The 26,850-nt window shown below is 74.8% G+C and carries 22 protein-coding genes; 10 read left to right on the top strand and 12 right to left on the bottom strand.

The window, feature by feature from the left end; genetic code table 11:
* Positions 1 to 16: 16 nt before the first annotated feature.
* From ACFV8H_RS06450 to ACFV8H_RS06430, 5 genes are all read left to right on the top strand, one after another.
* Positions 17 to 1,879: an amidohydrolase gene (locus ACFV8H_RS06450; protein ID WP_380397222.1), complete on the top strand. Its 1,863-nt coding sequence runs from the start codon at positions 17 to 19 to the stop codon at positions 1,877 to 1,879.
* Between the two features lie 97 nt (positions 1,880 to 1,976).
* Positions 1,977 to 2,639, top strand: a complete 663-nt coding sequence (locus tag ACFV8H_RS06445) for a hydrolase (RefSeq protein WP_380396974.1) — start codon at positions 1,977 to 1,979, stop codon at positions 2,637 to 2,639.
* A gap of 58 nt (positions 2,640 to 2,697) precedes the next feature.
* The gene (locus tag ACFV8H_RS06440; RefSeq protein ID WP_380396972.1) at positions 2,698 to 3,225 is read left to right on the top strand and encodes a DoxX family protein; all 528 of its coding nucleotides are present in this window, start codon (positions 2,698 to 2,700) and stop codon (positions 3,223 to 3,225) included.
* Positions 3,206 to 3,943: a YoaK family protein gene (locus ACFV8H_RS06435; protein ID WP_380396970.1), complete on the top strand. Its 738-nt coding sequence runs from the start codon at positions 3,206 to 3,208 to the stop codon at positions 3,941 to 3,943. The genes ACFV8H_RS06440 and ACFV8H_RS06435 overlap by 20 nt, the downstream gene beginning before the upstream one ends.
* Positions 3,944 to 3,986: 43 nt before the next feature.
* Entirely contained in the window at positions 3,987 to 4,910 is a 924-nt protein-coding gene (locus ACFV8H_RS06430) for a VOC family protein (RefSeq protein ID WP_380396968.1), read from the top strand.
* A 76-nt stretch (positions 4,911 to 4,986) separates the two neighbouring features.
* On the opposite strand, the gene ACFV8H_RS06425 is transcribed toward ACFV8H_RS06430, so the two are convergent.
* Positions 4,987 to 7,713 (bottom strand): BREX system ATP-binding domain-containing protein, encoded by a 2,727-nt coding sequence (locus ACFV8H_RS06425; protein ID WP_380396966.1) that lies wholly within the window; start codon positions 7,711 to 7,713, stop codon positions 4,987 to 4,989.
* A gap of 345 nt (positions 7,714 to 8,058) precedes the next feature.
* Here ACFV8H_RS06425 and ACFV8H_RS06420 point away from each other — a divergent pair, with 345 nt between their 5' ends.
* Positions 8,059 to 8,934: a hypothetical protein gene (locus ACFV8H_RS06420; protein ID WP_380396965.1), complete on the top strand. Its 876-nt coding sequence runs from the start codon at positions 8,059 to 8,061 to the stop codon at positions 8,932 to 8,934.
* A 70-nt stretch (positions 8,935 to 9,004) separates the two neighbouring features.
* On the opposite strand, the gene ACFV8H_RS06415 is transcribed toward ACFV8H_RS06420, so the two are convergent.
* Genes ACFV8H_RS06415 through ACFV8H_RS06400 form a run of 4 tightly spaced genes read right to left on the bottom strand, consistent with a single transcriptional unit; the run spans position 9,005 to position 15,021 of the window.
* Entirely contained in the window at positions 9,005 to 10,627 is a 1,623-nt protein-coding gene (locus tag ACFV8H_RS06415) for an ATP-binding cassette domain-containing protein (RefSeq protein WP_380396963.1), read from the bottom strand.
* Positions 10,624 to 12,360 carry an ABC transporter ATP-binding protein/permease gene (locus ACFV8H_RS06410; protein ID WP_380396961.1) on the bottom strand — a complete coding sequence of 579 codons (1,737 nt, stop codon included), beginning with the start codon at positions 12,358 to 12,360 and terminating at the stop codon, positions 10,624 to 10,626. Before ACFV8H_RS06410 ends, ACFV8H_RS06415 begins: the two co-directional genes overlap by 4 nt.
* The gene (locus tag ACFV8H_RS06405) at positions 12,357 to 13,658 is read right to left on the bottom strand and encodes a cytochrome d ubiquinol oxidase subunit II (RefSeq protein ID WP_380396959.1); all 1,302 of its coding nucleotides are present in this window, start codon (positions 13,656 to 13,658) and stop codon (positions 12,357 to 12,359) included. The genes ACFV8H_RS06410 and ACFV8H_RS06405 overlap by 4 nt, the downstream gene beginning before the upstream one ends.
* Positions 13,651 to 15,021, bottom strand: coding sequence for a cytochrome ubiquinol oxidase subunit I (locus tag ACFV8H_RS06400; protein WP_380396957.1), 1,371 nt, complete (start codon positions 15,019 to 15,021; stop codon positions 13,651 to 13,653). The genes ACFV8H_RS06405 and ACFV8H_RS06400 overlap by 8 nt, the downstream gene beginning before the upstream one ends.
* A gap of 360 nt (positions 15,022 to 15,381) precedes the next feature.
* Here ACFV8H_RS06400 and ACFV8H_RS06395 point away from each other — a divergent pair, with 360 nt between their 5' ends.
* Complete coding sequence (locus ACFV8H_RS06395) at positions 15,382 to 16,806, top strand: dihydrolipoyl dehydrogenase family protein (protein ID WP_380396956.1); 1,425 nt, start codon at positions 15,382 to 15,384, stop codon at positions 16,804 to 16,806.
* A gap of 82 nt (positions 16,807 to 16,888) precedes the next feature.
* Here ACFV8H_RS06395 and ACFV8H_RS06390 read toward each other — a convergent pair whose 3' ends face one another.
* From ACFV8H_RS06390 to ACFV8H_RS06360, 7 genes are all read right to left on the bottom strand, one after another.
* Complete coding sequence (locus tag ACFV8H_RS06390) at positions 16,889 to 17,443, bottom strand: Dps family protein (protein ID WP_380396954.1); 555 nt, start codon at positions 17,441 to 17,443, stop codon at positions 16,889 to 16,891.
* Between the two features lie 14 nt (positions 17,444 to 17,457).
* Complete coding sequence (locus ACFV8H_RS06385) at positions 17,458 to 18,183, bottom strand: alpha/beta fold hydrolase (RefSeq protein WP_380396952.1); 726 nt, start codon at positions 18,181 to 18,183, stop codon at positions 17,458 to 17,460.
* Positions 18,184 to 18,360: 177 nt separating this feature from the next.
* Positions 18,361 to 19,338 (bottom strand): helix-turn-helix domain-containing protein, encoded by a 978-nt coding sequence (locus ACFV8H_RS06380; RefSeq protein WP_380396950.1) that lies wholly within the window; start codon positions 19,336 to 19,338, stop codon positions 18,361 to 18,363.
* Between the two features lie 210 nt (positions 19,339 to 19,548).
* Entirely contained in the window at positions 19,549 to 20,547 is a 999-nt protein-coding gene (locus tag ACFV8H_RS06375) for an alpha/beta hydrolase (protein WP_380396948.1), read from the bottom strand.
* Positions 20,548 to 20,726: 179 nt separating this feature from the next.
* Positions 20,727 to 21,686: a helix-turn-helix domain-containing protein gene (locus tag ACFV8H_RS06370; RefSeq protein WP_380396946.1), complete on the bottom strand. Its 960-nt coding sequence runs from the start codon at positions 21,684 to 21,686 to the stop codon at positions 20,727 to 20,729.
* A gap of 170 nt (positions 21,687 to 21,856) precedes the next feature.
* The gene (locus tag ACFV8H_RS06365; protein WP_380396945.1) at positions 21,857 to 22,756 is read right to left on the bottom strand and encodes an MBL fold metallo-hydrolase; all 900 of its coding nucleotides are present in this window, start codon (positions 22,754 to 22,756) and stop codon (positions 21,857 to 21,859) included.
* Between the two features lie 50 nt (positions 22,757 to 22,806).
* Positions 22,807 to 24,084, bottom strand: a complete 1,278-nt coding sequence (locus ACFV8H_RS06360) for an MFS transporter (protein ID WP_380396943.1) — start codon at positions 24,082 to 24,084, stop codon at positions 22,807 to 22,809.
* 137 nt (positions 24,085 to 24,221) lie between these two features.
* On the opposite strand from ACFV8H_RS06360, the gene ACFV8H_RS06355 reads away from it, so the two are divergent.
* The 3 genes from ACFV8H_RS06355 (at position 24,222) to ACFV8H_RS06345 (ending at position 26,782) form a co-directional block, all read left to right on the top strand.
* Positions 24,222 to 24,482 carry a hypothetical protein gene (locus tag ACFV8H_RS06355; protein ID WP_380396941.1) on the top strand — a complete coding sequence of 87 codons (261 nt, stop codon included), beginning with the start codon at positions 24,222 to 24,224 and terminating at the stop codon, positions 24,480 to 24,482.
* On the top strand, positions 24,469 to 25,908 hold the full coding sequence (locus ACFV8H_RS06350) for an amidase (protein WP_380396939.1): 1,440 nt from the start codon (positions 24,469 to 24,471) through the stop codon (positions 25,906 to 25,908). The genes ACFV8H_RS06355 and ACFV8H_RS06350 overlap by 14 nt, the downstream gene beginning before the upstream one ends.
* Positions 25,909 to 26,083: 175 nt before the next feature.
* Positions 26,084 to 26,782 carry a hypothetical protein gene (locus ACFV8H_RS06345; RefSeq protein ID WP_380396937.1) on the top strand — a complete coding sequence of 233 codons (699 nt, stop codon included), beginning with the start codon at positions 26,084 to 26,086 and terminating at the stop codon, positions 26,780 to 26,782.
* The last annotated feature ends 68 nt before the right edge of the window (positions 26,783 to 26,850 follow it).

The raw sequence follows: 26,850 nt of genomic DNA, 5'->3' as shown, positions 1-26,850 counted from the left end.
CTCCGAGGTGCCTGCAATGCCGGTCGGCGGGCTGACGCCCCGTGCCGTCGAGGACGCCGCCGACGTCGTCGTCCGCAACGCCAGGATCCACACCGGCAACGCCCGCCGCCCCCGGGCCGGCGCCCTCGCCGTCCGCGACGGCGTGATCACCGTCGTCGGGGAGGACGCGGACGTCGCCCCGGTCATCGGCCCGTCCACCACCGTGGTCGACGCGCTCGGCCGACGCGTGGTGCCCGGCCTCAACGACGCGCACCTGCACGTGATCCGAGGCGGCCTCAACTACGTGCTGGAGCTGCGCTGGGACGGCGTGCGGTCGCTGCGCCAGGCGCTCGCGATGCTCCGGGAGCAGGCCGCCCGCACCCCGAAGGGGCAGTGGGTGCGCGTCGTGGGCGGCTGGTCCGCCGAGCAGTTCGCCGAGCGGCGGCTGCCGACCCCCGCCGAGCTGAACGAGGCCGCGCCGGACACCCCGGTGTTCGTGCTGCACCTCTACCAGTCGGCGGTCCTCAACCGCGCCGCGCTCAAGGCCGCCGGCTTCACCGCGCGCACCCCGGACCCGAAGGGCGGCCAGATCGTCCGGGGTCGCGGCGGCGAGCCCAACGGCATGCTGCTGGCCGCCCCGAGCGCCCTGATCCTCTACTCGACGCTCGCCAAGGCCCCGGCCCTGGAGGGCGAGGACCGCCGCACGTCCACCCGGCACTTCCTGCGCGAGCTGAACCGCTTCGGGCTGACCTCCGCGATCGACGCCGCCGGAGGCTTCCAGAACTTCCCCGAGAACTACGGCACGGTGACCGAACTCGCCCGGGACGGACAGCTCTCGCTGCGGATCGCCTACCACCTGTTCCCGCAGACCGCCGGCCAGGAGCTCGACGACCTCACCCGCTGGATCGGGACCGTCCGGCCCGGGGACGGCGACGCGTGGCTGCGGCTGAACGGCGCCGGCGAGAACCTCACCTGGGCCGCCGCCGACTTCGAGAACTTCGCCGAGCCGCGCCCGGAACTCGGCGACTACGAGGGCGAGTTCGAGCAGGCCGTCCGGCTGCTCATGGAACACGGCTGGGGCTTCCGGCTGCACGCGACCTACGACGAGACGATCCGGCGCGACCTCGCGGTCTTCGAGAAGCTCGCCGCGGAGGGACTGTTCCCCGCCGGCAACCGGTGGCTCTTCGACCACGCGGAGACCGTCTCCCCGGACAGCCTCGACCGGATCGCGGCGCTCGGCGGCTCGCTGTCCGTCCAGAACCGGCTCTCCTTCCAGGGCGAGGTGTTCGAGCGCCGCTACGGCCCCGGCGCCGCCGCCGAGGCCCCGCCGATCCGCGCGATGCTGGACCGCGGCCTGACCGTGGCCGCCGGGACGGACGCCACCCGGGTCTCCTCGTACAACCCGTGGGTCGCCCTGCACTGGCTGGTCTCCGGCCGCACGGTCGGCGGCCGGGCGCTGCGGCCCGCCCAGAACCGGGTCGACCGCGCGACCGCACTCGCGATGTACACCACGGCGGGCGCCGCGCTCACCGGCGAGCAGGACGTCAAGGGCGTGCTGCGGCCCGGCTGTTACGGCGACCTGGCGGTCCTGACCGACGACTACTTCACCGTGCCCGAGCAGGACATCCCGCACATCGAGTCCGTGCTGACCGTCGTCGGCGGCCGGATCGTCCACGCCGCGGCCGAGTACGAGGGCATGGACGAGGAACTCCCGCCGGTCAGCCCGGCCTGGAGCCCGGTGGCCCGCTTCGGGGGCTACCAGGCCTCCGGCGCGGGTGCCCGCCAGGCGGAACTGCTCGGACAGGTCGTCGCCGAGTCGGAACTGCACCGGCACTGGCGCGTCGAACGCGGCCTGGCGGCCGAACGGCAGCAGCCCTTCGACCCCTGCTTCGTGCTCTGACCGCACCGCTCCCCCGAACCTCCGCCACGGACCACCGTGCGCAGGACCTCCCGAAACGCGCCGGACTCCTCCGGCCCGCACCGAAAGGACCACCACCATGGTCGACCTGACCCAGGTCAGCGCCACCCCGAGCCCCGACCTGCTGACGCCGGACAACGCCGTCGTGCTGTTCGTGGACCACCAGCCGCAGATGTTCTTCGGCACCGGCAGCGGCGACCGGACCGCGATCATCAACGCCACCGTCGGCCTCGCCAAGGCCGCCAGGGCCTTCGACGTCCCGGCCGTGCTCACCACCGTCGCCGCGGAGTCCTTCTCCGGCCCGCTGCTGCCGCAGCTGGGCGCGGTCTTCCCGGAGGCGAAGATCCTCGACCGCACCTCGATGAACGCCTGGGAGGACGAGGCGGTCGTCGAGGCGGTCAAGGCCACCGGGCGCGGCAAGGTCGTGATAGCCGGGCTGTGGACCGAGGTCTGCCTGGTCCTGCCCGTGCTCTCGATGATCGACCAGGGCTACGAGGTCTACGTCGTCACCGACGCCTCCGGCGGCGTCTCCCCCCAGGCCCACGAGCACGCGATCCAGCGGATGACCCAGGCCGGCGCCGTGCCGGTCACCTGGGTGCAGGTGCTGCTGGAGCTCCAGCGCGACTGGGCCCGGACGGAGACCTACGGCGCCGTGATGGAGATCGTCAAGGAGCACGCCGGCGCCTACGGCCTCGGGGTCGTCTACGCCCAGGCCGTCATCGGCGAGCACGCCGCCGGCTGACCCCGGCTCAGGGACACCGGAACACAGCAACCAGGAACTCAGGGACCAGGAACAGGACATGACGGATACCGGACTGCTGATCCTCCGCGTGGTGGTGGGCCTGCTCATCGCCGGCCACGGGGTACAGAAGGTGAGCCACCGCCTGGGCGGCAACGGCCTGGCGGGCGGGACGGAGGAGTTCCGGCACGACGGCTTCGCCGGCGGGCGGCTGACCGCGCTCGCCGCGGGCGCCGGGCAGATCGGTTCGGGCCTGTTCCTGGCCCTGGGCGCGCTCACCCCGCTGGCGGCCATGGTCGCCATGGGGGTGATGACGGTGGCGATCACCGTCAAACGGCCGCACGGACTGTGGGTGCAGGACGACGGCTACGAGTACCCGCTGGTGCTGGTCGTCGTCGCCGGGTCGCTCGCCCTCACCGGGCCGGGCCGCTGGTCCGCCGACCACGCGGTCGGCCTCACCGCCTGGCCGCTGTGGCTGTCGGTCGCCTGCGCCGCGCTCGGCCCGGCCAGCGGGCTGCTCACCCGGGCCGTCCTGCACCGCCCGCCGACGGCGGAGGGGGTGACGGCCGGTGCGCGCACTGCTGGCTGACGTCCGCCGGACGCTCGCCCCGCCCCGCACGGACCGGCACGGGCCGCTGCCCCCGCTGATGCTGCTGCTGACCATGGCCACCGGCGTGGTCGACGCGGTGAGCTACCTCGGCCTCGGGCACGTCTTCGTGGCGAACATGACCGGCAACGTGGTCTTCCTGGGGTTCTCGCTCGCAGGCGCCCCGGGGCTGTCGGCCCCCGCCTCGCTGGTCTCGCTGGCCGCCTTCCTGACCGGCGCGCTCGCCGGCGGGCGGCTCGGCAGCCGCCTGGCGGGCCACCGCGGACGGCTGCTGGCCCGGGCCGCCGGAATCCAGACGGTCCTGACGGCCGCTGCCGCCGTCACCGCGGCCCTGGCCGACGGCGGCGCGGGCAACGAAAAGAACTACGCGCTGATCGTCCTGCTCGGCCTCGGCATGGGCCTGCAGAACGCCGTGGCCAGGCGCCTGGGCGTGCCCGACCTGACCACCACCGTGCTCACCCTCACGCTGACCGGCCTCGCCGCCGACTCGACCCCGGCCGGGGGCACGGCCCCGCGCCCGGGGCGGCGGATCCTCTCCGCCCTCGCGATGCTGCTCGGCGGACTCGCGGGCGCGGCGCTGGTCCTGCACGGGCAGCCCGCCTCGGCCCTCGCCCTGGCCGCCCTGCTCCTCCTGGCCACCGCGCTGACCGCCCACCGGGTCTCCGCCCCGGACGCCCACTGGGCACCGCCGACGGCCTGACCGCGACACGCCCCGACACACCCCGACCGGAAGGATCCTCCCCATGATGAAGGGCTTCGCCCGCCGGCTGGTCCCGCTGGCCGCGGCGATCACCGCGCTGACCGCCGTTCCCACCGCCTCGGCGGCCTACGGCGACGCGGCTCGCGCACCCGGCACGCACCGGCAGTTCGCCGTCGGACCGCAGTACGACTCCACCCACGTCTACGTCGAACCGGGCACCGAGCAGGCCTTCGTGGCCAGTTGGGTCGCCACCTTCGGCGGCACCACGATCGGCCCCAACGCCACCCAAGTGACGCCGACCCCCAGCCGTACGCTCTCGGAGCTGGTGCTCTCCCCCGTCGGCACGCTCTCGGTGTTCGACTACACCACGCCCGTCCCGTATCCGTTCGGCACCGAGCGGACCGGCTGGCTGGTCACCGACCTCGACCGGGCCGTCGCCGCCGCACGCTCGGAGGGGGCGTCGGTGACGGTGGCCCCGTTCGCCGACCCGATCGGCCGGGACGCCGTCGTCCAGTTCCCCGGCGGCATCAGCGCCCAGCTCTACGTGCACACCACCCCGCCGTCCTACCCGGACCTGGCGAGCGTGCCGGAGAACCGGCTCTACCTGTCCCCCGACGCGGTCGGCTCCTTCCTGCACAGCTACCTCGCCTTCACCGGCGGCCGGATCACCTCCGACGACCGGCGGGCCGACGGCGCCGCGATCGGCCTGCCCGGCACGACGTACCGGCTGCTGCGCCTCACCTCCGGCTTCGGCACCACCGCGGTCACTGTGACGGACGGCCACCTGCCGCACCCGTTCGGCCGCGAGCTGACCGGCTACGGCGTCGCCGACCTCGGCGCCACCCTGGACCGGGCGAAGGCGGCCGGCGCCACGGTGCTCTGGGGGCCGGTCACGGCGGGCGGCCGGGACAGCGCGATGGTGCGGTTCCCGGGCGGCTACCTCGCGGAGATCCACACCGCCCGGTGACCCGCCTCCCCGGTGACCGGCCCACCCCGACGGGGTGGGCCGGTTCCGCCGCGTCCGCCGTGCTGCGGCAGGCGGCTCAGCCGCCGCCGAGGGCGTGCGCGAGCGCGGCCCGCGAGGTGATCCCGAGCTTCGGGAAGATCTTGTAAAGGTGCGCCCCGACCGTGCGAGGCGACAGCTGGAGCTGCTGCCCGATCTCCCGGTTGGTCAGGCCGGTCGCGGCCAGCCGGGCGATCCTCAGCTCCTGGCCGGTGAGGCCGCCGGGCTCCGCGGCCGGGCCGCCCGGCGGCAGCGCCACCTGGTCTCCCGCGGCCCGGAGCTCCTCCTCGCAGTACCGCGTCCACGGGTCGGCCCGGAGGCGCCGGAACACGTGCTGCGCCACCCGCAGCACTCCCCGGGCCCCGGCCCGGTGGCGCCGCCGGAGCCACGAACCGTGGGCGAGCCGCAGCCGGGCGAGGTCGAACGCCCAACGCTCCGCCCCCGGCACGGCGTACGCGGCCCGGTAGGCCTCCTCGGCCTCGTCGTCCTCGGCTGCCAGCGCGACCGCGGCCGCGAACAGGAAGGCGTGCCGGTCGGAGATCTCCGCGGAGCGGGCCGCGCGCGCCGCCGCCAGGTGGGCCCGGGCCTCGTCCCGCCGTCCGGTGTGCACGGCCGCCGTCACCAGGTCGAGGACCAGCGCGTGGTACCAGGGCGGGCCCGCGGGCGGCAGTCCGGGCGGAGTGAGCCCGCAGAAGTGCCCGTACGCCTCCTCGTAGCGCCGGTGGGCGAGCGCGGCCAGCCCGCGCAGGTGGGTCAGCCGGTCGAGGACGTACCGCAGCCGGGCCCGGGTGGCGACGGGCCGGACGACCTCGTCGACCGCCCTCAGCCCGGCCTCGTCGCCGCGCCCGGCCAGGAAGTGGGCATGGTACTGGCGGAACATCAACGCATTGGTGTGGTAGCCCAGTTCGTCCGCGATCTCGGCCTCGCGCAGGCTGACGGCGGCCTGGTCCCAGTGCCCGAGCAGGAAGTCCTGGTGGGCCTTGGCCTTCGCCACCGAGCCCTGGGTGGCGTAGCCGTGCAGCCCGGCGACGCGCTGCCAGAGATCGCTCTCGGGGCAGTCGAGCGCCGACGCCGTCCACAGCACGAGCCAGGCGGCACCGGCCTCCTGTTCCTCCGTCATCGCCTCGGCCGCCCGCCGCAGGGCGGCGGCCGCGTCCGGCCCCGGGTCGGTCCAGGCCCGCAGGCAGAGCCGCCCCACCTCCGGGACGCCGTCCCGGTGCCGTTCCAGGGCCCGCCAGATCCGGGGGTCGTCGGTGTAGCCGGCGGCCAGCAGCAGCTTGAAGAAGACCTGCTCCGTGAGGCCGCCGAAGGTGTCGGCGCCCGGCTCGGTCAACGCGTCGAGGGCCGCGGGCAGCAGCGTGGCGGAGGACTCGAAGTCGACGTGGTGGCTCTGGTCGGCGTAGACCACCGCGTACCCGAACAGCGGGGCGACGTCCGGGGGCACCGTACTGGTCCGCAGCTCCTCCACCAGGGCCGCGGCGTGCCGCAGTTGACCACCGCGGGCCGCCATCACCGCGGCCCAGGTGAGCCGGCGGGCGCGGTCGCAGGAGCCGGGGCTGAGGCCGGCGCCGCGTTCGAGCAGGAGCGCGCCCTCCGCGTCGCCCCCGCGCCCGGCCAGCTCGCGCCCGGCCCGTTCCAGGCGACGCGCCAGGTCCTCGTCCGGGAGCCAGGCGGCCGAGGCCTCGTGGCTCAGCCGCCGGGGGTCGTCGGGCGCGAGCACCGCGGCGAGGGTGCGGTGGGCCGCCCGGCGCTCGGCGTCGGAGGCCGCCGAGACCACCGCCGCACGCACCAGGGGGTGCCGGAAGGCCAGTTGCCCTGTCTCGTCGAGCCGGGCCAGACCGTCCGCCTCGATCCGTGCCAGGGTCTCCCGCGCGCCGTCGTCCGCGACCGCGCGCAGCCACGCGGCCCCGCCGAACTCCGGTCCGGTGGCCAGCGCGCCCAGCAGCAGCAGGCGTCCGACCTCCGGCGTCATCGTCTCCAGCCGGTCCGTGAACAGCCGCTCCAGCTTCCGCCCCAGCGGCAGCGGTTCCGGCAGCGGCGCGAGTCCCCGCTGCTGTGCGGACGCCAGCTGGCGCGGCAGCTCCACCAGCGCCAGCGCGTTGCCGGCCGCCTCCGTCAGGACCCGCTCCCGGGTGGACGCCGCCAGCTCGGGATGGTGGGCACCCAGCAGCAGCGCCGCGTCGTCCCGGGGCAGCGCCCGGACGTCGAGGACCTCCGCCGACCAGTTCCGGGCGGACGGGCCGTCCGGCCGCCCGGCCCCGACGATCACCAACGGCAGGTCGGCGCTGCGCCGGTGCAGGAAGGCGAAGACCGTCGCGCTCGACGAGTCGATCCAGTGCAGGTCGTCCAGGACGAGCAGCACCGGGGCCGTCCGCACCGCCTCGTCGAGCAGCGCCAGCGCGGCGGCGCCGACCGCGAAACCGGTCGGCGTGCCGGACCGCACGCCCAACGCGCTCTCCAGCGCCTCGCGCTGGTGCGCCGACAGGGCGCCGGACTGCCGCAGCAGCGGCCAGAAGACCTGGTGGAGAGCGCCGAAGGCGAGGTCCGTCTCCGCCTCCGCGCCGACCGCCCGCAACACGGTGAACCCGCGCTCGCGCGCCGCCCGCTCGACCCAGCCGAGCAGCGTGCTCTTGCCGACCCCCGCCTCGCCCCGCAGCAGCACCGTGGAACCGCTCCGGCCGTCGACGGCCTGCACCAGGGCAGCGGTGAGCACCTCCGTCTCCCGCTGCCGCCCGATCAGTGCCCCGCCCGGCCCACCGTCCGCCACTCCCGCCCCCCTCAGGTCCGCCCGACCCCGTCCGGCGAGCACCCGATGCTACAACCTGTCAGGCCCCCGCCACCGGATCCGCCCTGGTCAGGGCCATGAAACAAGCAAAGTCACCAGCGCTCCGTCCACCAACGGACGCCGTCCCCTCGGCTCACCGGTTCGCGTCGGCCCGGGCTCTCGTCGGGCGAGGACGGGGGATCACCCGGTGGCCGCGGGGCGGTGCGGCGGACGCCGACTTTCGGTTATCGCGCGCGACGTCACCGTTCTCCTGTGCAGTGGGACCGAATCCCCTCGGTCCCGGACGGCGTCCACCTCCGACGCGCCCGCAACCGGAAGGGCCTGCCCATGACCGCTCCGCCTCCTCGTCCTTTCTCCCGGGGCTGGCTGCTCGCCTCCTGCGTGCCCGTGCTGCTCCTGCTCGGGATGGCCGCGTCCGCCCCGGCCGCTCCGTCGGCCCCGTCCGTCCCCTCCGCTCCCCCGCCGGCTGCGGCGGCGGCCACCTCCCCGGTGCTCGCCCGCGGTCTCGCCGCCGAGCAGGACGGCTACCGGCTCTCCACCGCGACCTGCGGCGTGCCCGCCGGGCGGCCGACGGCCTTCCGGTTCACCGTCACCGGCCCGGGCGGCGCCCCGGTCACCGACTTCGCCGTCCACCAGACCAAGAAGCTGCACTTCTACGCGATCCGCAGCGACCTCACCGGCTTCCAGCACCTGCACCCGGAGATGGCCGAGGACGGCACCTGGACCGCCGACCTCGCGGCCCTCACCCCGGGCAGCTGGCGGCTGTACGCCGACTTCATCCCGAACACCGGCGCCCACGCCGCCGAGCTCGTCCTCAGCCGCACCGTCACGGTGCCCGGCACGGCCGTCCCGGTGCCCCTGCCCGCCCCGAGCGACTCCACCACGGTCGACGGCTACACCGTCTCCCTGCACGCCCGACCGATGTCCGGCGCAACCCAGTTGACGGCGACCATCAGCCGGAACGGCCGACCGGTCACCGACCTCCAGCCGTACCTGGACGCCTACGCCCACCTCAGCGCCTTCCACGAGGCCGACCAGGCGCTGGCCCACCTCCACCCGGCCGACGCGGTCAACGGTGACCACGGCGGGCCGACGCTCACGTTCCACGCCCTGCTCCCCGAACCGGGCAACTGGCGGGTCTTCCTCCAGTTCCAGGCAGCCGGGCAGCTGCACACCGCCCAGCTCACCCTGCACATCGACTGAGACCCCGGCCGACCTGTTCCCCGTCCCGATCCGGAACGCCCCCGGGTCCGCGCGGGATTCCGTCGGCTCCTCAGACCGGCTGAGGAGCCGTCACGCCGGCCAGGGCGACGGTGGCGTCCGGACGCCACGGGAGCAGTGCGAGGTCCTGGTCCTGCACGGCGAGGACCAGGGCCGAGTCGGGCAGCGCGCGGCGCAGCTCGCGCAGCAGGGCCCGGGCGGTCGGGCCGTCGAGTCCGGCGGTGGGTTCGTCGAGCAGCAGGATGCGCGGCCGGCGCAGGATCGCGCGGGCGACGGTGAGGCGGCGCCGCTGCCCTTGGGACAGGGCCCGGCCGCCGGGGCCGACCGGGGTGTCCAGGCGCAGGCCGTCGAGGCCCACCGCCGCCAGGGCGGCGTGCAGTTGCCCTCGGTCGGTGCGGGGCGCGGCCAGGCACAGGTTGGCCGAGACGGTCGTGTCGGCGAGCCAGTCGTCGGCCTCGACCAGGGTGAGCACATCGGCGACGGCCTCGGCGGGCAGCTCCGCGACGGGGGAACCGCCCAGCCTCACCCGGCCGGAGGCGGTCGGCAGCCGTCCGGCCAACTGCCCGAGGAGCGTGGACTTCCCGCTGCCGTTGGGACCGGTGACGACGACCAGGCAGGGAGCTTCTACGACGAACGAGAGCAGCCGTCCGCCGTCGGCGGTGGGCAGGTCCGCCACGGTGAGCACCGGAGTGCCCCACGTGGGCGTGGGCTGCCGCCGGTCGGCGGGGGTCCCGGCGAGCGGGCCGAGGCGCTCGGCCGCGTCCTGGGCGGCGGCCAGCTCCTGGAGCAGCTGCGGAAGGCGGTCCAGCAGGTCCCACACCGCCGTGAGCAGCAGCACCTCGCCGACGACGTCGGCCACCGGCTGCGACCAGCCGCCTGCCCGCAGTGCGAGCAGCAGGGCGAGGCCCTGGCCGAGGGCGGCGAACAGCCGCAGGCCCAGCCGGCCCGTTCGCTGCTCGGCCGCCGCGGCGGCGGCAGCCGCCTCCTCGCGCTCCAGCGCCGTCGCGACGACACCTCGGGTCTGCGGCATCGCGTCCAGGCAGCGCAGTTCGTTGAAGGCGCCCCGGGCGGCGATCAGGTCCGTCCGGGCGCCGGTTCGGGCGTCGGCGGCGCTCGCGAGGTGGCGTCGGGCCCGGCGGCCGGTGCGGACCGCCCACCAGACGCCGCCTGCGAACACCGCGAGCTCGGCCGCGCCGAGCAGCGGGCTCGCCCCCAGCAGCAGCGCCTCCACCAGCACCGCGGTGACGGCGCAGCCGGCGAGTGGCGCGATGACCTGGGCGGGCAGGCCGGCCACCGCCTCCACATCGGTGGTCAGGCGGGCGAGCAGCGCCCCGTCGCGTCGGGCCCGGAGGTCGCGCGTGCTCAGATCGCCCGCGCCACGGACCAGGCGGCCGCGCAGGGTCACGGTCGTGGCGAGGACGACCCGGTGGCTGACCAGCCGTTCGAGGTAGCGCAGCGAGGTGCGCAGCAGGGCGAGGGCACGAACACCCCCCGACGGGTACATCCACGACCAGGTGGTGTCGGCCAGCAGCGTCACCAGCGCACAGGTCGTCAGGAACCAGCCGGACAGGCCCAGCAGCGCCGCCGCACTCACCTCGGCCGCCGCTGCCAGCGCGATGCCGACGGCCAGGTCGCGGCGGGGAACCGCACGGCGCAGCAGGTTCCAGGCGTTCATCGGGCCCTTCCCCGGTCGAGGCGGATCGTGCGGTCCGCGAGTGGGAGCAGTGCGGGGCTGTGGGTGGCGAGCAGCACGGTCCGGCCGCGGGTCAGCGTGCGCAGGGCCGCCAGCACGCGGGCCTCCGCCACCGGGTCGAGGTGGGCGGTGGGCTCGTCGAGACAGAGCAACGGGGCGTCCCGGAGCAGGGCCCGTACCAGGGAGAGCTGCTGGGACTGGCCGGAGGAGAGCCCGCTGCCCCGCTCGCCGAGCGGGGTGTCGAGTCCGTCCGGCAGGTCGTCGAGCAGGTCGCCGAAGCCGAGCGCGTCGAAGGCGTCGGCGAGTTCCGCGTCGGTGGCCTCGGGCCGGGCGAGCAGCAGGTTGTCCCGGACGGTTCCGGGCAGCAGGTGCGCGGGCTGGCCGACCCAGGCGGCCGATGCGGGTGAGGGCGGGTGGAACGTGCCCTCCCACTCGTGGGCGACGGTCCCGGCGGTGGGCTCGGCCAGTCCCGCGGCGACGGCGAGCAGGGTCGACTTGCCCGCGCCGCTGGGCCCGGTGACGGCGACGAGGGTGCCGGGGGCGAGGTGGATGCTCACGCCGTCCAGTGCCGGGTCTTCACGATCGGGGTGACGGACCGTCGCGCGGTCCAGTCGTACGCCGATGGCGCCTCCGCTGCGCCGGGCCGGCCCGGGCGGGTCCGGATCCGCAGCGCCGCCGGCGAGGACCCCGTCGATCAGCTCCGCAGCGGCCCGGGCCTCGGCGCGGGCGTGGTAGCCGTGCGCCAGGGCGCGGGCGGGGGCGAAGTAGGCGGGGGTGAGGACCAGGACGAAGAGCGCGGTGTCCAGATCCATCCTGCTTGGTACCAGCGGCAGTTGGAGGTAGTCGAGGAGCGCCAGGCCGCAGTAGGTCGCGACCACGGCGAGGGTGCCGGTGATCAGCAGTTCGACCCAGGCGGTGGAGAGGAAGGCGACCCGTAGCACCGCCTGGGTGCGGCGCGCCAGCTCCTCGTCGTCCTCGCGCAGCGCGCTCGCGGCGGCGTCCCGGGCACCCAGTCCGATCAGGGTGGGCAGGCCGCGCAGCTGGTCGAGCAGGCGTGCGCCGTGGCGGCGCACCGCCGTGAGCTGCGCGTGCACGGCGGCCTGCGTGCCCAGGCCGATGACCTTCAGGTTGGCGGGCAGCAACGGGGTGGCGGCGACCAGGATCAGGGCCACGAACCAGCTGCGGACCGCGATGGCGGCGAGGGTCAGGCCGCTGCCCAGGAGCATCGTGGTCCGGGCCGGGACGTACTCGGTGAGCCATTCGGTGAGCCGGGCGACCTCGCCGGTCAGGGACTCGGCGAGGGCGGCGTCGTCGACACCGGGGTGGGCGGGGCCGTGCGCGGGCAGGGCCGCGGCGAGCAGCCGCTCGCGCAGGGCCGTACGCACCCGGCGGGCGCCGCAGGCGGCGGCCGCGTCGGCGGCGGACAGCAGTACGGACCGGAGCGCGAGGCCGGCCGGCACGAGCCCGGCACCGACCAGGACCTCCGCCAAGACGCCCCCGCCGGGCCGGCCGGTGAGCCCGCGCTGCGCGGCCCAGGCCAGGCCCGCCGCCCAGAGCACGGTGCCCAGCGGGGCCAGCCCGCGCAGCAGTCCGGCCCGGCGCAGCTCCCCGCGTCCGGGCCCGGACCACGCGTGCAGGCGGGCCGACACCGCGTCGTCCCGGCTCCCCGTGCGCTCGTCACCGAGCTCGGTCAGCAGGGCGGCCGAGGCGCTCATGCGCCGGCCCGGGTCGCGTCCGGGTCACCCGGACCTGCCGGAGCCGCCGGGTCGACGGGGTCGAGGTCGAAGACCCCGTCCCGCTGGTCCCGCCGGTCACCCCACAGCCAGGCGACCAGGGCCGCCGTCGAGAGCAGGGCGATGCCGACGGGGTCGATCCAGTCGGCGACCCCGCCGAAGACGTCCTGGGACACGGCCGCCAGCCCGACGCCCAGCACGGTGAGCAGCACCCGCCGGAGGACGACCACGACGCCGCCCGGCTCGGGCCGGACCGAGCGGAGCCCTCCCGCCCGCACCCGCAGCGGGGCGAGCGGCGCCTCCGGGGTCTGCGTGAACTTGCCACGGAAGGCCCACCAGGCGTACGCGTTGTAGGCGAGCACCACCGGCATGCAGAGCCCCACGCCGACCACGAGGAAGGCCTGTGAGTCGGCCGGGCTGGACGCCTGGTGGAGCGTCAGTCCGGGCGGGACGATCACCGGGGCGGTCGCGGCCACCAGGGCGAGCAGGCCGCAGGCCTGGGCCGTGACCACACCCGCGAAGGGCCGCCAGTCCGGCCGCCGCCCGAAGCCGTGCCAGGCCACCGCGCCCGCGGCCGCCGCCGCGGCGACGGCGGTCCAGAACAGCGCCGCGCGCAGCGGCTCGTCGAACCGGAACTGCTGCGGATCGGCGGCCTCCAGGCCGAACCCGAGGACCAGCGCGGCCACGGCGGTGGCCGCCAGGAGCGGGCGCCCGGCCCGGCCCGCCCGCTCGCGGGCGGTGCCCTCGGTCTTGTCCTGCAGCCAGGCGGCGCCGGCCACCAGGTACAGCGCCACCAGGCCGAGTGCGCACAGCACGCTGTAGGAGGTCAGCCAGTCGAAGGCGCCGCCGCTGAACGACCCGTCCCGTTGCTCCAGTCCGGTCAGCACGCCACCGAGCACCAGGCCCTGGCAGAGGGTCGCGGCGAGGGAGGAGGCGCCGAAGAGCAGGGCCCAGCCGCGCCGGTAGCCGGCGGCGGCGCTCTGGAACTCCAGGCCCAGGCCGCGCAGGATGATCGCCAGGAGCATGCCGATCAGCGGCAGGTAGACCCCGGGCAGCACCGTCGCGTACACGCCGGGCAGCCCGGCCCACAGGGCGACGCCGGCCAGCACGAGCCAGCTCTCGTTGGCGTCCCAGGCGGTGGCGATCAGTTCGCCGTACTCCCGCCGGTCCTCCCCCTTGGCGAACAGGCTGAGCATGCCGACGCCCAGGTCGTAGCCGTCCAGGACGACGTACATGCCGAGCGAGAGCAGGACGAGCGCGTAGGTGGCGTACTCAAGCAACGGGGGCCTCCGTTCCGGGGGCGGTCGCCGCGGCGGGGTCCGCGGGCAGGTCGGGGCCGGCCTTGACCGTGCGGACGATGTAGCGGATCCAGACGGCCAGCAGGGCCGCGTAGAGGAGCACGAAGGCGGCCAGGGTGGTGGCGGCCTGCGCGGTGGTCAGGTGCGACAGCGCGTCGGCGGTGCGCAGCTTGCCGTAGACCACCCAGGGTTGCCGCCCGGTCTCGGCGGTGATCCACCCGCCGGTGATGGCGATGACGCCGGCCGGTGTCATCCAGACCATCCAGCGCAGGAAGCGGCGGGAGTCGAACAGCCGCCTGCGCAGGCGCAGCACCAGTCCCGCGAGGGCGGTGGCGAACATGGCCAGGGCGGTGAAGTACATGGCGCGGAAGCCGTAGAAGGCGCTCCACATGTTGGGCCGCTGGTCGGGCGGGGTCTCCAGCAGACCGGGTACCGGGGCCTCCCCGGTGAGGTCGTGGCCGATCACCGCGCCCAGGTGGGGGACGGTGACGCGCAGGTCGTTGGTGCCCCGGTCGGTGTCGGGGACGACGACCAGGTTGTACCCGTTGTTGTCGGTGCGCCAGTTCCCCTCGAACGCCTGGAGTTTCGCGGGCTGGTGCTGCGCCATGAAGATGGCGGTGGCGTCGCCGATGTACAGCTGCACCGGCATCAGGACGGCGAGCACGCCGAGCGCGATGGACAGGCAGCGGCGCGCGAACGGCAGGGCCGCCCGCCGCTGCTTGGCCAGGTACCAGGCGGAGATGCCGCCGACGAACCAGCTCGCGCTGATCAGCACGGCCAGCAGCATGTGCGGGAAGCGGTAGGTGAAGGCCGGGTTGAGCAGGATCTCGGTCCAGTCGCTCGGACGGAACTGGCCGGCCGTCTCGGTGTACCCGACCGGATCCTGCATCCAGCTGTTGGCGGACATGATCCAGGTGGTGGACAGCAGGGTGCCGAAGGCCACCATCCAGGAGGCGAACGCCATCGTCCGGGGGCGGACCCGGCCTTCGCCGTAGAGCATCACGCCGATGAAGCCGGCCTCCAGGAAGAAGGCCGTGATGACCTCCATGCCGATGGTGACCCCGATGACCGGTCCGACGGCATGGGCGAAGACGCCCCAGTTGAGGCCGAACTCGAAGGTCATCACGGTGCCCGCGACGACACCGAGGCCGAAGCCGACCGCGAAGATCTTCTTCCAGAAGCGGAAGATCTGCTGGTAGAGCGGGTTGCCGGTGCGCACGTAGGCGGTCTGCACGACGGCGAGCAGCACGGAGAGGCCGACCGTGAGGGCCGGGAAGGACATGTGGAAGATCGCCGTGATGGCGAACTGCCACCTGGACAGTTCTACGGCGGCCGCTGGGGCCATGAGGTCTCCGGAGGGTACGCGGAACGGGCGGGTGCGGGGGAGGCAGGGGCACGGGGCGCTCCGCGGCCGGTACGCCTGCCTCCCGGCGAACCTAGGCGGCCCGTGGCGCCCTCGATGCCTTCGCAGCGCATCGTCGGTTGCCTCGCAGCGCACAGCGTGTCCATCGGACATCTGCGAACCATGGTGCCGCCGGGCACGACGGAACGCCGAGGACACTCCGTGCCTGCTGGGGACGGTGCCGGGCACGCAGAGAACACGCCGACGCGGTCGGGATGCCTAGCGTCGTCCAGGAACCGGACCTGCCCACCACAGGACTTCCGGCGCATGACCATCAGATGGTGTGAGGGAACGGGCGAAGAGATGAACGGAACCGACGAGTTCGACCTCGTGGTGCTGGGCGCCGGTCCGACCGGGGAGAACCTCGCCGATCGCGCGCGGGCCGGCGGGCTGAGCGTGGCGATCGTCGAACGCGAGCTCGTGGGCGGCGAGTGCTCGTACTGGGCGTGCATGCCGAGCAAGGCACTGCTCCGGCCGCCGGCCGCACTGCGGGAGGCGCAGCGGCTGCCCGGTGCGAGGGCCGCCGTCACCGGCGGGCCGGACGCCGACGCGGTGCTGCGGCGCCGGGACGACTTCGCCTCGCTGTGGCGGGACGACGGCCAGGTGGCCTGGCTGGACTCCGCCGGGATCACCCTGGTCCGCGGGCACGGCCGGCTGGACGGCGAGCGGCGCGTGGTGGTCGACCTCCCCGGCTCCGGCCGCCGCACCCTGACCGCACGTCACGCCGTGGCCGTCTGCACCGGCACCGGTGCCGCCCTGCCCGACCTGCCGGGCATCGAGCACACGGGTGTGTGGACCAGTCGCGAGGCGACCAGCGCGCCTGAGGCCCCCGGCCGGCTGGCCGTCGTCGGCGGCGGCGCGGTCGCCGTGGAACTGGCCACGGCCTGGAGTGCGCTGGGCAGCCGGGTGACACTGCTGGTCCGGGGCGGGGCCCTCCTCCCGCGACTGGAGCCCTTCGCCGGCCGGCTGGTGGCCGAGGCACTCCGGGAGTCCGGGGTCGAGCTGCGCTTCGGGGTGTCGGTGGCCGGCCTGGCCCGGGACGGCGGGGTCGTCCTGGACCTCGGCGAGCACGGTGAACTGCGGGCCGACGAGGTGCTGTTCGCCACCGGGCGGCGGCCCGCGACCGGCGACCTGGGACTGGAGACGGTCGGGCTGGAGCCCGGCGACTGGATCGAGGTGGACGACACCGGACTGGCCGTGGGCGTGACCGGCGACTGGCTCTACGCGGCCGGCGACGTCAACCACCGCGCCCTGCTGACCCATCAGGGCAAGTACCAGGGCCGGGTCTTCGGCGCCGTGATCGCCGACCGGGCGGCCGGGCGTGGGCTCGATCTGCTGCCCTGGGGGCGCAGCGTCGCGACCGCCGACCACGCCGCCGTGCCCCACGTGGTCTTCACGGACCCGGAGGTCGCCTCGGTCGGGCCCACCCTCGCCGAGGCCCTCGCGGCCGGCCGGCGCGTACGGGCCGTCGACTACCGGATCGGCGACGTCGCGGGGGCCGCGCTGTACGCCGACGGGTACCGCGGGCAGGCCAGGGTCGTGGTCGACCTCGACCGCGAGACCGTGGTGGGGGCGACCTTCGTCGGCCCCGGGGTCGCGGAACTGCTCCACTCGGCGACCGTCGCCGTCGCCGGGGAGGTGCCGCTCGACCGGCTCTGGCACGCGGTCCCCGCCTACCCGACCATCAGCGAGGTCTGGCTGCGCCTGCTGGAGGCCTACCGCGGCTGAGTGGGGCCGGACGGTCGGGCGTGGGGGGGGGGGGGGGGGGGGGGGGGGGGGCCGGTCGGGGGGGCGGGGCCCCGCCCGCTGCTCACGCCCCGGGCCCGGGGGTGACGACGAGGTGCTCGGCGAGGAACCAGACCTGGGCCTCCCCGGTGCGGATGACCTGGGAGACCAGGAGGTCCTGGGTGCCGTCGTCGCCGAGCCGCGCGGTGCGGGTGGCCGCGTCGCGGGCCTCCGCGAGGATGGCCTCGTGGGCGTCGAGGAGCCGCGAGAGCATCGCCGGCGCGTCCTCGACGCCGTCCGGCGGGCGCGGTACACCGGTGATCTCGGCGGCGTGGCGGGGGTCGCCCACCGCGACGCCGCCCAGGCTCTGCACCCGCTCGGCGAGCTCGTCGACCAAGGCCAGCTGCTCCTGGGCGTGCTTGTCGAGGAGCAGGTGCAGCTGGTAGAAGGTCGGGCCGCGCATGCCCCAGTGGTGCTTCTTGTACAGGGCGTACAGGAACTGGGTGTCGGTGAGGACGCGGTTGAGCCGCTGGCACGAGTAGAGCCGGGCGTCGTGGGAGAGCGCGATCGGCAGCTGGGTGACGGTGCCGAAGGTCTGGATCTCGGGGGTGTGCTGGTGGAGGCGCGGTTGGCTGGTCACAGTGGTTCTCCCGGTCAGTGGGTGATGGAGCGGACGGCGGTGCGGATCAGGTCGGCGACCGGCTCGGGGTGGGCGAGCATGACCAGGTGCGAGGAGTCGACCTCGACGGTGGTCATCCCGGCCCGCCGGTAGCAGAACCGCTGGACCTCGGGGTTGATGGTCCGGTCGGCGGAGGAGACGAGCCCCCAGGACGGCTTGCTCCGCCACGCGGCGACCGGCGCGGCCTCGCCGAAGGCCGCGGCGGCGAGCGGGCGTTGCGAGACCGCGAGGACCCGGGCGAGTGCCGGGTCGACGTCGGCGGCGAAGATCGCCGGAAAGTGGTCGACCTCGACCGAGACGTCGGTGCCCTCGCCGTCCGCACCTTCCAGCGGGAAGGGCGTGTACACCAGCGCCGAGGCGAGCTCGGAGTCGGGGAAGCGGCCCTGCAGCTCGCCCAGGCTCTCGCCCTCCTCGAGTGCGTAACCGGCCAGGTACACCAGTGCCTTGACGTTCTCCTCGGCGCCGGCGACGGTGATCACGGCGCCGCCGTAGGAGTGCCCGACCAGCACGACGGGGCCGGGGATGCCCCGGACCACGGACGCGATGTAGGCGGCGTCGCCGAGCAGGCTGCGGTTGGGCACGGCCGGTGCCACCACCTCCAGTCCGTCGGCGAGCAGTTCAGGGACGACCCGGGCGTAACTGGAGGCGTCGGCGAAGGCGCCGTGCACCAGCACGACGGTCGGGGTGTCGTGATTCGTCATTCCTGAGTCCTTGTTCCTGGGCCCCTGTTCCTGGGCCCTCTCGGTTGCGCGCTGCTGGTGGTGGTCATCAGGCTAGGAACGCGCAAGCGGGGCGCCTGTCCTGAGCGCGCACGCCCTCCTGTCGGTCCGCGCACCCCTCGCCGCGCCGGGGCCGAGGTCGTGGCCGGTGCCGCCCCCTCAGGCGCCAACGGCGGGGCGCTGCGCGACCGGCCCGCCGCCGAGCTGCCAGTCGCGGGGTGTCATGCCGTACGCGGCACGGAAGGCGCGGCTGAAATGGCTGGAGTTGGCGAAGCCCCAGCGCCTCGCGACGCCCGCCACGCCCAACTCCCCGGCCATCGGCCGCAACAGGTCCCGGCGGCAGTGCTCCAGCCGCTGGGTCCGGATCCACCCGCCGACGGTGACTCCCTCGGGCTGGAACAGCTTGTGGAGGAAGCGGACCGACATGAAGTTCGCCGCCGCGATCCCGGCCGGTGACAGGTCCGGGTCGTAGAGGTTCCGCACGATGTGGTCCTTGACGCGCTCCAGTGACGCCGCGTTCCGCGGGGTCCGCGCTCGGGCGCGTTCGAGCCGCTCGTCGACGAGCTGCGCCACCAGGTCGAGCGCGGTGGCCGCCGCCCGGCGGCCGACGGCTTCGTCCAACCCGCCTGCCTCGCGCGCCATCCGGGCGAGATAGGTCGCCACCAGCGCGGCGATGCCCTCGTTGCCGGTGAAGGCCGTCGCGGTGAGTGCCCGCAGGTCCTGCTCCGGCACGTCCAGGTCGGCGCGGGGGAACTGGAAGGAGGTGAAGGCGAATCCCCCGTCGAGCTTCTTGCGGAACAGGTGGGACGAATCGGTGAGGGAGAACTCGCCCGGCCTGATCAGCGCCTCCCGGCCGTCCTGCTCCTTGATCGCGCTGCCCCGCTCCTGGAGGCTGACGATGAGTGACCGCCGGTCGTCCTTGGCGATCAGGTGCCTGCCGCGCGACACCACCTGCGGCCCCGCCTGGACACGGGAGATCCGCACCGGGCCGAGCTGGCGGCTGACGATCTTTCCGGGTGACGGCTCCTCCTCCAGCAGGTTCACCGCCATCGGCACGAAGGCACGGGACACCGCCTCGTGCCAGCACTCCGCGCGGTCGGCGGCGGACAGGGACGTGGTGGAGAGTTCGGTGGGCACGGGGTTCCTCCCGGATCGATCGGCCGTCGGAGCCGACAGTGCTGGCCCCGCCTCGCGGCCGAACTCGCGGCGGGGCGGTCCGGGCGGCCCGGCGGCGGACGCCGACGTTAGCCGCCGCAACACGGCGTGGTGCGCTCTGCGCGTATCCGCTGTTGACTCTCCGCGCATCACCGCCCCGGCGTCGCACCGGCCTCACCAGGAGCACCGGCCTCAGGAACGGCGGTGCAATGCCACGTGCACGGTGTCGACGGCCTGGATCAGCGCGGCCCGGGCGGTGCTGGTGGGATGGCGCCCGTCGAGGAGGAGGAAGCCGTGCACGGCCCCCTGGTAGCGCGTCGCCACCACCGGGACGCCCGCCGAACGGAGCCTGGCCGCGTAGGCCTCGCCCTCGTCCCGCAGCACGTCGGCCTCGGCGGTGACCACGAGCGCCGGGGGAAGCCCGGCGAGCTGGTCCAGGGTGGCCCGCAGCGGCGCGGCCGTGGCCTCCCGCCGTCGGTCCACCTCGGGCAGGTAGTCGTCCCAGAACCGGCGCATGTGGTCACGGTGCAGGAAGTACCCCGTCGCGAACCGGCGGTAGGACGGGGTGTCGAAGTCCGCGGCGGTCACCGGGCACAGCAGTACCTGGTGCACCAGCCGGACGTCCCCGCGCTGCCGGGCGAGCAGCGTCAGTGCCGCCACCAGGTTGCCCCCCGCGGAGTCGCCGACGGCGGCGATCCGGTCTCCCGCCAGGCCGGCCTCACGGCCGTGCGCGTGGATCCAACGGGCCACGGCGTAGCACTGCTCGACGGCCACCGGGTAACGAGCCCCGGGTGCCCGGGCGTAGTCCACGTACACCACGGCGGCGTCGGTTCCCAGCGCGAACTCCCGGATCAGCCGACCGTAGACAACGGCATCGCCGAGCGACCAGCCGAGGCCGGGCAGGAACAGCACGACGGGGCTCGGCTCGGGGGCACCGGCGGGTCTGGTCACCTGGACGTGCACCCGCCCGGTGGGTCCGCAGGGCAGGGCGAGCCATTCCGTGGTGGTGCCGTACGGATCGTCCGGCTCCCCGCCTGTCGACTCCCCGCCGTCCCGCGCCTCGTCCGGGTCCAGGAGGGAGAGGTCCGGGAGCTCCGTCGCCGCCGCCGCTGCGGCGGAGGTGTCCAGGAACTCCTGGAGCGCCCGGTCGAGCACCGGTCGGCGGAGGTGCGCGGGGGTGGTGTCGGACAACTCGTCGCTCCTGGCGTGATCGGACGGGCACGGGGTCGCGTGCCGGGCACCTGGTGGCCGCCGGGCGAGGTGCCCGGCCGCGCCGCCCCGCGCCACGCGCACGCCGCCCGACCGTACGACCGCAACGGCGGCCGTAGTGGCCTGTCCGTGCACGGATCCCGGCCGCGCCGGGCAGTTCGTCAGCCGGTGTCGGCGGTCCGGAGCGCGCGCCACTCACGCGGTGAGACGCCGTAGGCGGCCCGGAAGGCCCGGCTGAAATGCGCCGGGTTGACGAAGCCCCACCGTTGGGCGACCGCCGACACCGTCGGCGCGGTGCGACCCCGGCGGCCGAGCTCCCGGGCGCACGCGTCCAGCCGGCGCCGCTGGATGAGCCGGCTCACCGTCACGCCCTCGCCCTCGAACAGCCGGTGCAGGTACCGCACGGAGATGTGGTGGGCCCGTGCGATCGTCTCGGGCGACAGTTCCGTGTCGGCCAGGTTCCGGTCGATGTGCTCCCGTACCCGGCGCACCAGGTGCTCGTTCGGAGCGCCGGGCGCCTCGGCTGTGCGCACGGCGGCCAGCTGGGCGACGAGCGTGCTCAGCATGTCGGCGACACTGCCGGGCAGCCGGTCACCGACCGGGGCCGGATAGGAGTGCGCGAACGCGGCAAGGGCGTTGAGGAAGGGCACCAGCACGGAACCGTACCCCTCGGCCGGAGTGACGGCCGTACCCGCCACCTGCCGCAGCTCGTGCTCCGGCACGCCCAGCAACCGGCGCGGCAGGTGGAAGAGATGGGTGTGGAAACCCTCCGGGTAGTCGACCGAGTACGGCCGCGCCGTGTCGTACAGCACGAACCCGCCCGCCGACACCGCCGCCCGCCGCCCGTCCTGCTCCAGCACGGCCCGACCCGACACCTGCACCCCGACCCCCACCTGCGGCTCCGTCAGCGGGGCCCGTGCGATCAGCGCCGCCGTCCGGGAGACCCGTGCCGCGTCGGCCTCCAGCGTCGAGATCCGGACGTACCCGAGCCGGTGCGACGCGAGCCGGCCCGCGAGCGGCCGCCCGGCGAGCGGGACCACCTCGACCGGCACCAGTGTCCGTGACAGCTCCGCGCTCCAGAGCGTCGCCGTCGCGTCCTCCGGAACCGACGCGGTCGTCACCTGCGAGCCCACCTGACCGCCCTTTCGCCGAAACCCTGCCGATTCAGCCTGACCTCCGGGCCCGGGGGCCTGTTAAGTCATCTGACTGCCGAGCGGCAGCGGCACAGCGCGGGCCCGGTCGGGCCGCCGGGACCGGTCAGGTCGCGGGACCGGTCAGGTCGCGGGACCGGTCAGGCCGCGGGGACGGGCCGGAGGCGGTAGGCGTCGCCGTGGGCGACGACCCGGCCGGCGGTGGGCGGGGCGAAGTGGGTGCCCAGCAGCAGGGCGTCGGTGCCGGCCAGGGAGGCGAGCAGGGCGCGGCGGGTGGCCTCGGAGCGCTCGGGCTCGATGTCGACGCAGGCGCCGATCGCGGGGTGGGCGAGCTGCACCGGGTGGTGCACGCAGTCGCCGGTGATCAGCGCGGTCTCGCCGCGGTCGGCCAGTTCGACGGCGATGTGCCCGGGGGTGTGGCCGGGGGTGGGGATCAGCCTCAGGCCCGGGACGATCTGCACGCCCTCGGCCGGGACGTCGACCAGGTCGAGCTGTCCGGCCCGCTCGACCGGGAGGACCGAGTCGCGGAACATCTGCGCACGGGCCTCGTCCATGTCGTACCCGGCCCAGAACTCCCGCTCGGCGCGGGCGGTGAGGTAGCGGGCGGCGGGGAAGGTCGGCACCCACGCGCCGTCCTCCCACCGGGTGTTCCAGCCGACGTGGTCGGCGTGCAGGTGGGTGAGGACCACCAGGTCCACGCTCTCCGGCGCGAACCCGGCCGCGGTGAGGCGCTCCAGGTAGTCGGTGCGCAGGTCGTGCCAGGCCGGGTTGGCGCGCTGCTTGCCGTTGCCGATGCCGGTGTCGACCAGCACCCGCAGCCCGTCCACGACGAACGCGAAGCTGTGGCTGTCGAGGTGGAGGACGCCGTCCTGGCCGGCGAAGTCGGGGCGCAGCCAGTCGTGACCGGCCACCACCTCGGGGGTGGCGTCGGGCAGCAGCCACGGCCCGGTGGCCGGCGGCAGCGGGACTTCGTCGATGCGGTGGACGGTGAGGTCGCCGACGGTCCAGGAGGGGGCGGGGGTGGCGGAGGGGGTCTGCACGGTCTGTCGTTCCTTTGTTCTTCGGTGGGCTGTACGTCGGTGGGTGTTCGTCAGCGGTCGGGGTGGGCCGCGGCCGCCCGGCGCCGTGACCCGGCGAGGGCCGCGAGGGCCGCCACGGCGAGCAGGGCGGCGACGGCGGCGTAGGCGTGGGAGGTGGTCCCGAGCCCGTACTGCCGGGTGGCGGCGCCCGCGGCGATGGCGGGCAGGCTCATGGAGAGGTAGCTGAGGACGTAGTACGCGGCGAGGGTCGCGGCGCGGTCCCGTTCGGCGAGCGGGGCGAGGAGCAGGCGCAGGGTCCCCTGGGAGACGGCACCGAAGGCCGCGCCGGCCAGGGCCGCGCCGCCGTGGACGGCGGGGGCTCCGGCGCCGTGCAGTCCGGCCAGGGCGAGGGGCGCGGCCGGCAGGACGGCCAGGCAGCCGAGGGTGACGGCGGTGCGGGGGTCGGCGCGGCGCAGGGCCCACACGGTGAGGGTCGCGGTGGCGCTGAGGGTGAAGAAGACCATGCCGCGGGCTGCCTGCGGGGCCTCGGGGGCGGCCAGGCGCACCAGGCCCGGACCGAGGGAGGAGTAGAAGCCGCCCAGGGCCCAGACGGCGACGACGGCGGTGCCGGTGGTCAGCAGGGTGCGGCGCGCCGCGGGCGGGAGGGCGAGTCGCGGGCGCAGCGACCGCAGTGCGCCCGGCTGGCGGCGGGCCGTCTCGGCGGTGAAGGCGACGGCGATCGCCTGGGCCGCGAAGAGTGCCGCCAGCAGCAGGTAGACGGTGGTGGTGGGGGCCGGGGCGAAGCGGACGAGGAGGGTGGAGCCGAGGACGCCCGCCGCCATGCCGGCGACCGGGGCGATGGTGTTGGTCAGGGCGGAGCGTCCGGGGTGCCGGGGGTCGGCCAGGTCGAGGAGGGCCGCGCCGGCGGCGCTGGTGGCCACGCCGGTCGCCGCTCCTTGCAGGAGGCGGGCCGCAGTCAGGGAGGCGGCGCCGTCCGCCGAGGCCAGGAGCAGCATCGAGGCGGCCTCCGCGAGGAGTGCGCCGGCCAGTACGGGGCGCCGTCCCAGGTGGTCGGAGAGCGCGCCGGTGGTGAGCAGGGCCGACAGCAGGGCCAGGGAGTACGCGGCGAACACGACCGTGACGGCGAGCGCGGAGAGGCCCCAGCGGTCCTGGTAGACGGGGTACAGCGGGGTCGGGGCGCTGGATGCGGCCAGCAGGGCCGCCAGGACCGACGCGTCGAGGGCGAAGGTCGCCGCGCGGTTCCTCCGGTGGGCGGAGGCGCGCGCCACGGGGCCGGACAGACGGCCGGTCAGACGGCTGTACAGGGGGCCTGACAGAAGGCCGGACATGGGACTCCCTCCCGTAAAAGCAATGTGTTTGCGTTAAGTGACGATAGAACCTACAGTCGCACTAAAGCAAGCCGTTAGCTTTTAGCTTCTCGGCGGGGCGCTCCGCCGTTCCCGCCCGACCGGAAGAGGGATCCTCCATGTCCTCGCCCGCCCTCACCCCGCCCGAGGCCGCCCGCTGGGCCGCCCTGGCCGGACTCCCGCTGCCCGACGACCGCCACACCGAGGTCGCGGCCACCGCCGAACACATCCGCTCCGTCGTCGCCGTCCTGCGCGAACTGGACTTCGGGGACACCCCGCCCGGCAGCGCCTACCGCGCGACGCAGGAGCACGCGGGCCACCAGGAGCCGGAGCAGGAGCCGGAGCAGGAGAAGAAGGAGAAGAACGATGCAGCCGTATGAGCTGACCCTCGCCGAGGCCGCCGAGCAGATCCGGGAGCGGCGACTGTCCCCCGTCGAACTGGTCGACTCCGTCCTCGACCGCATCGAGCGGGTGGAGCCGCAGGTCGGGGCCTATGTCACGGTCACCGGGGAGCAGGCCCGCGCCGCGGCGCGCGAGGCCGAGCGGGAGATCGCCCGGGGCCACCACCGGGGGCCGCTGCACGGCGTCCCGGTCGGCCTCAAGGACCTGATCGACGTCGCCGGCCTGCCGACCACGGCCAGCTCCCGGGTCCGGGCCGAGCACCGCGCGAGCGCCGACAGCACGGTCACCGCCCGGCTGCGGGCCGCCGGCGCCGTCCTGGTCGGCAAGACCCACACCCACGAGTTCGCCTACGGCCTGACCACCCCGCAGACCGGCAACGCCTGGGACGCCTCCCGGGTCGCCGGCGGCTCCAGCGGCGGGTCCGCCGTCGCGGTGGCGGCCGGGGCGGCGACCTTCGCGCTCGGCACCGACACCGGCGGCTCGATCCGGGTGCCCGCCGCGCTCAACGGCGTGGTCGGCCTCAAGCCGACGTACGGCCTGGTCCCCCGACACGGCGTCACCTCGCTGTCCTGGTCCCTCGACCACGTCGGGCCGATCACCCGCACCGTCGAGGACGCCGCCCTCGTCCTGACCGCCCTCGCCGGGCACGACCCGCGCGACCCCGCCTCGCTGGACACCCCCGCCGTCGACCACCGGCCGCAGCGGGACCCGGGGCGGGCCGCGGACCTGACGGGCGTGCGCGTCGGCGTGCCGACCAACCACTACTTCGACCACGTCGACCCGGAGGTGGCGGATGCCGTCCACCGGGCCGTCGGCCACCTGGCGGAGCTCGGCGCCCGGCTCGTCGAGGTCGACATCCCGCTGACCCGCTACCTCCAGGCCACCCAGTGGGGCCTGATGGTGCCGGAGGCCACCGCGTACCACGCGCGCACCCTGCGCACCGTCCCCGAGCTGTACGGGGCGGACGTGCGGGTCCTGCTGGAGGCCGGCGAGCTGCTCGGCGCCGGCGACTACCTGCGCGCCCAACGCGCCCGGACCCTGATGCGCGACGAGTGGGCCCGCGTCCTGGAGGAGGTCGACGTGATCGCCGCCCCGACCGTCCCGATGACCGCGGCCCGGGTCGGCCAGGCCACCGTCACCTGGCCCGACGGCACGGTCGAGGGCGTCTCCGACGCCTACGTCCGCCTCTCCGCCCCGGCGAACATCACCGGGGTGCCCGCCCTGTCCGTCCCGGTCGGCCACGACACGGCGGGCCTGCCCATCGGCCTGCAACTGCTCGGACACCCCCTCGGCGAGCGGACCCTGCTGCGGGTGGGCCACGCCTACGAGCGGACGCAGCCGGAGCGGGCACATCCCGCCCGAACACTCGCGAGCCGGGCCGACCTGCTGAGCGAGCCCCGCTGACCGGGCGCTTCGTCCCTGAGTTCTGAGGTCAGGTTCCCTGCCAGGTGGGGGTGGCTTCGCTGGTGAGTCGGCGGGTCATGAGGTTGGTCATCGCCACGACCATGGCTTCGGAGCGGGCGGCGATGTCACGTGGGCGGTGTGGGTTCTGTCAGCGGGATCGGCTTGGATAAGGCACGTGTCCGTCTATGAAGTAACCCGTCAGCTGCCGGAGATCTCTACCGTTCGGGATCGCTCCCGCGCCATGGCCGTCCTGGACGCCATCCTGAGCCCGGACTGGGGGTCCCGGTTCTACTCGTTCGACTCCCGGTGGTCGCCGACCGAGGAGATGGCCTCGATGCGTGACGGGTGCGGCAATGACTACTCGATCGTCTTCTCGCCGGCGGGCGCGTATGCCCGTGGCTTCGATCATGAGTCGCCGATGAGTCCGTATCGGGTCACGCCCCCGGTCCCGTGGCCCGGGTTGTTCGACGGGGTGCCGGCGGCATTTCTCCACCACGTTGCGGAGCCTGCGTTCAGCGAAGAGGACGGGACACCGCGGGCAACCGTGTGCTTCTGGCGTGAACAGGCAGGCTCCGCGTGGAGGGCCGGGGCCATCGAGGCCCTGCCGGCGGGGGTGGAGGACGGCGGCAGCGCGGAATGGTTGTTCGACGTTCTGACCGATGGCCGTCCCGAGGCGTATCAACAGTTCGCAGAGGAGTACTACGAGGTCGCGGTGGACATCGAGGCCGTTCGTCACGTCTATGCGCTGCAGCCTCTCACCCAGAGCGTCGTATCCGCGCTGAACCCGGATGTCGACCTCGCCGATCTCGACGATGATCTGACGCAGATCGGATATCCCGTCCCGGGGCCGGAAGCGGGCCCCGGGACCTCGTGATCACGTTCGGGCAGGCCCGTGCCTCACCTCGACGACGGACAGCAGGGCCGCCGTGGCCGGCACGCCGA

It is taken from the genome of Kitasatospora sp. NPDC059827 (assembly GCF_042731675.1).
GTDB lineage: Bacteria > Actinomycetota > Actinomycetes > Streptomycetales > Streptomycetaceae > Kitasatospora.
This window is presented reverse-complemented; position numbering and strand designations above follow the sequence as displayed.

What these genes read in the sequence shown, in the direction of transcription:
- ACFV8H_RS06385 (WP_380396952.1), bottom strand. Translation starts at nt 18,183, where the DNA reads ATGACGAATCACGACACCCCGACCGTCGTGCTGGTGCACGGCGCCTTC.
- ACFV8H_RS06445 (WP_380396974.1), top strand. Translation starts at nt 1,977, where the DNA reads ATGGTCGACCTGACCCAGGTCAGCGCCACCCCGAGCCCCGACCTGCTG.
- ACFV8H_RS06355 (WP_380396941.1), top strand. Translation starts at nt 24,222, where the DNA reads ATGTCCTCGCCCGCCCTCACCCCGCCCGAGGCCGCCCGCTGGGCCGCC.
- ACFV8H_RS06350 (WP_380396939.1), top strand. Translation starts at nt 24,469, where the DNA reads ATGCAGCCGTATGAGCTGACCCTCGCCGAGGCCGCCGAGCAGATCCGG.
- ACFV8H_RS06450 (WP_380397222.1), top strand. Translation starts at nt 17, where the DNA reads ATGCCGGTCGGCGGGCTGACGCCCCGTGCCGTCGAGGACGCCGCCGAC.
- ACFV8H_RS06440 (WP_380396972.1), top strand. Translation starts at nt 2,698, where the DNA reads ATGACGGATACCGGACTGCTGATCCTCCGCGTGGTGGTGGGCCTGCTC.
- ACFV8H_RS06360 (WP_380396943.1), bottom strand. Translation starts at nt 24,084, where the DNA reads ATGTCCGGCCTTCTGTCAGGCCCCCTGTACAGCCGTCTGACCGGCCGT.
- ACFV8H_RS06410 (WP_380396961.1), bottom strand. Translation starts at nt 12,360, where the DNA reads ATGAGCGCCTCGGCCGCCCTGCTGACCGAGCTCGGTGACGAGCGCACG.
- ACFV8H_RS06415 (WP_380396963.1), bottom strand. Translation starts at nt 10,627, where the DNA reads ATGAACGCCTGGAACCTGCTGCGCCGTGCGGTTCCCCGCCGCGACCTG.
- ACFV8H_RS06395 (WP_380396956.1), top strand. Translation starts at nt 15,382, where the DNA reads ATGAACGGAACCGACGAGTTCGACCTCGTGGTGCTGGGCGCCGGTCCG.
- ACFV8H_RS06420 (WP_380396965.1), top strand. Translation starts at nt 8,059, where the DNA reads ATGACCGCTCCGCCTCCTCGTCCTTTCTCCCGGGGCTGGCTGCTCGCC.
- ACFV8H_RS06430 (WP_380396968.1), top strand. Translation starts at nt 3,987, where the DNA reads ATGATGAAGGGCTTCGCCCGCCGGCTGGTCCCGCTGGCCGCGGCGATC.
- ACFV8H_RS06400 (WP_380396957.1), bottom strand. Translation starts at nt 15,021, where the DNA reads ATGGCCCCAGCGGCCGCCGTAGAACTGTCCAGGTGGCAGTTCGCCATC.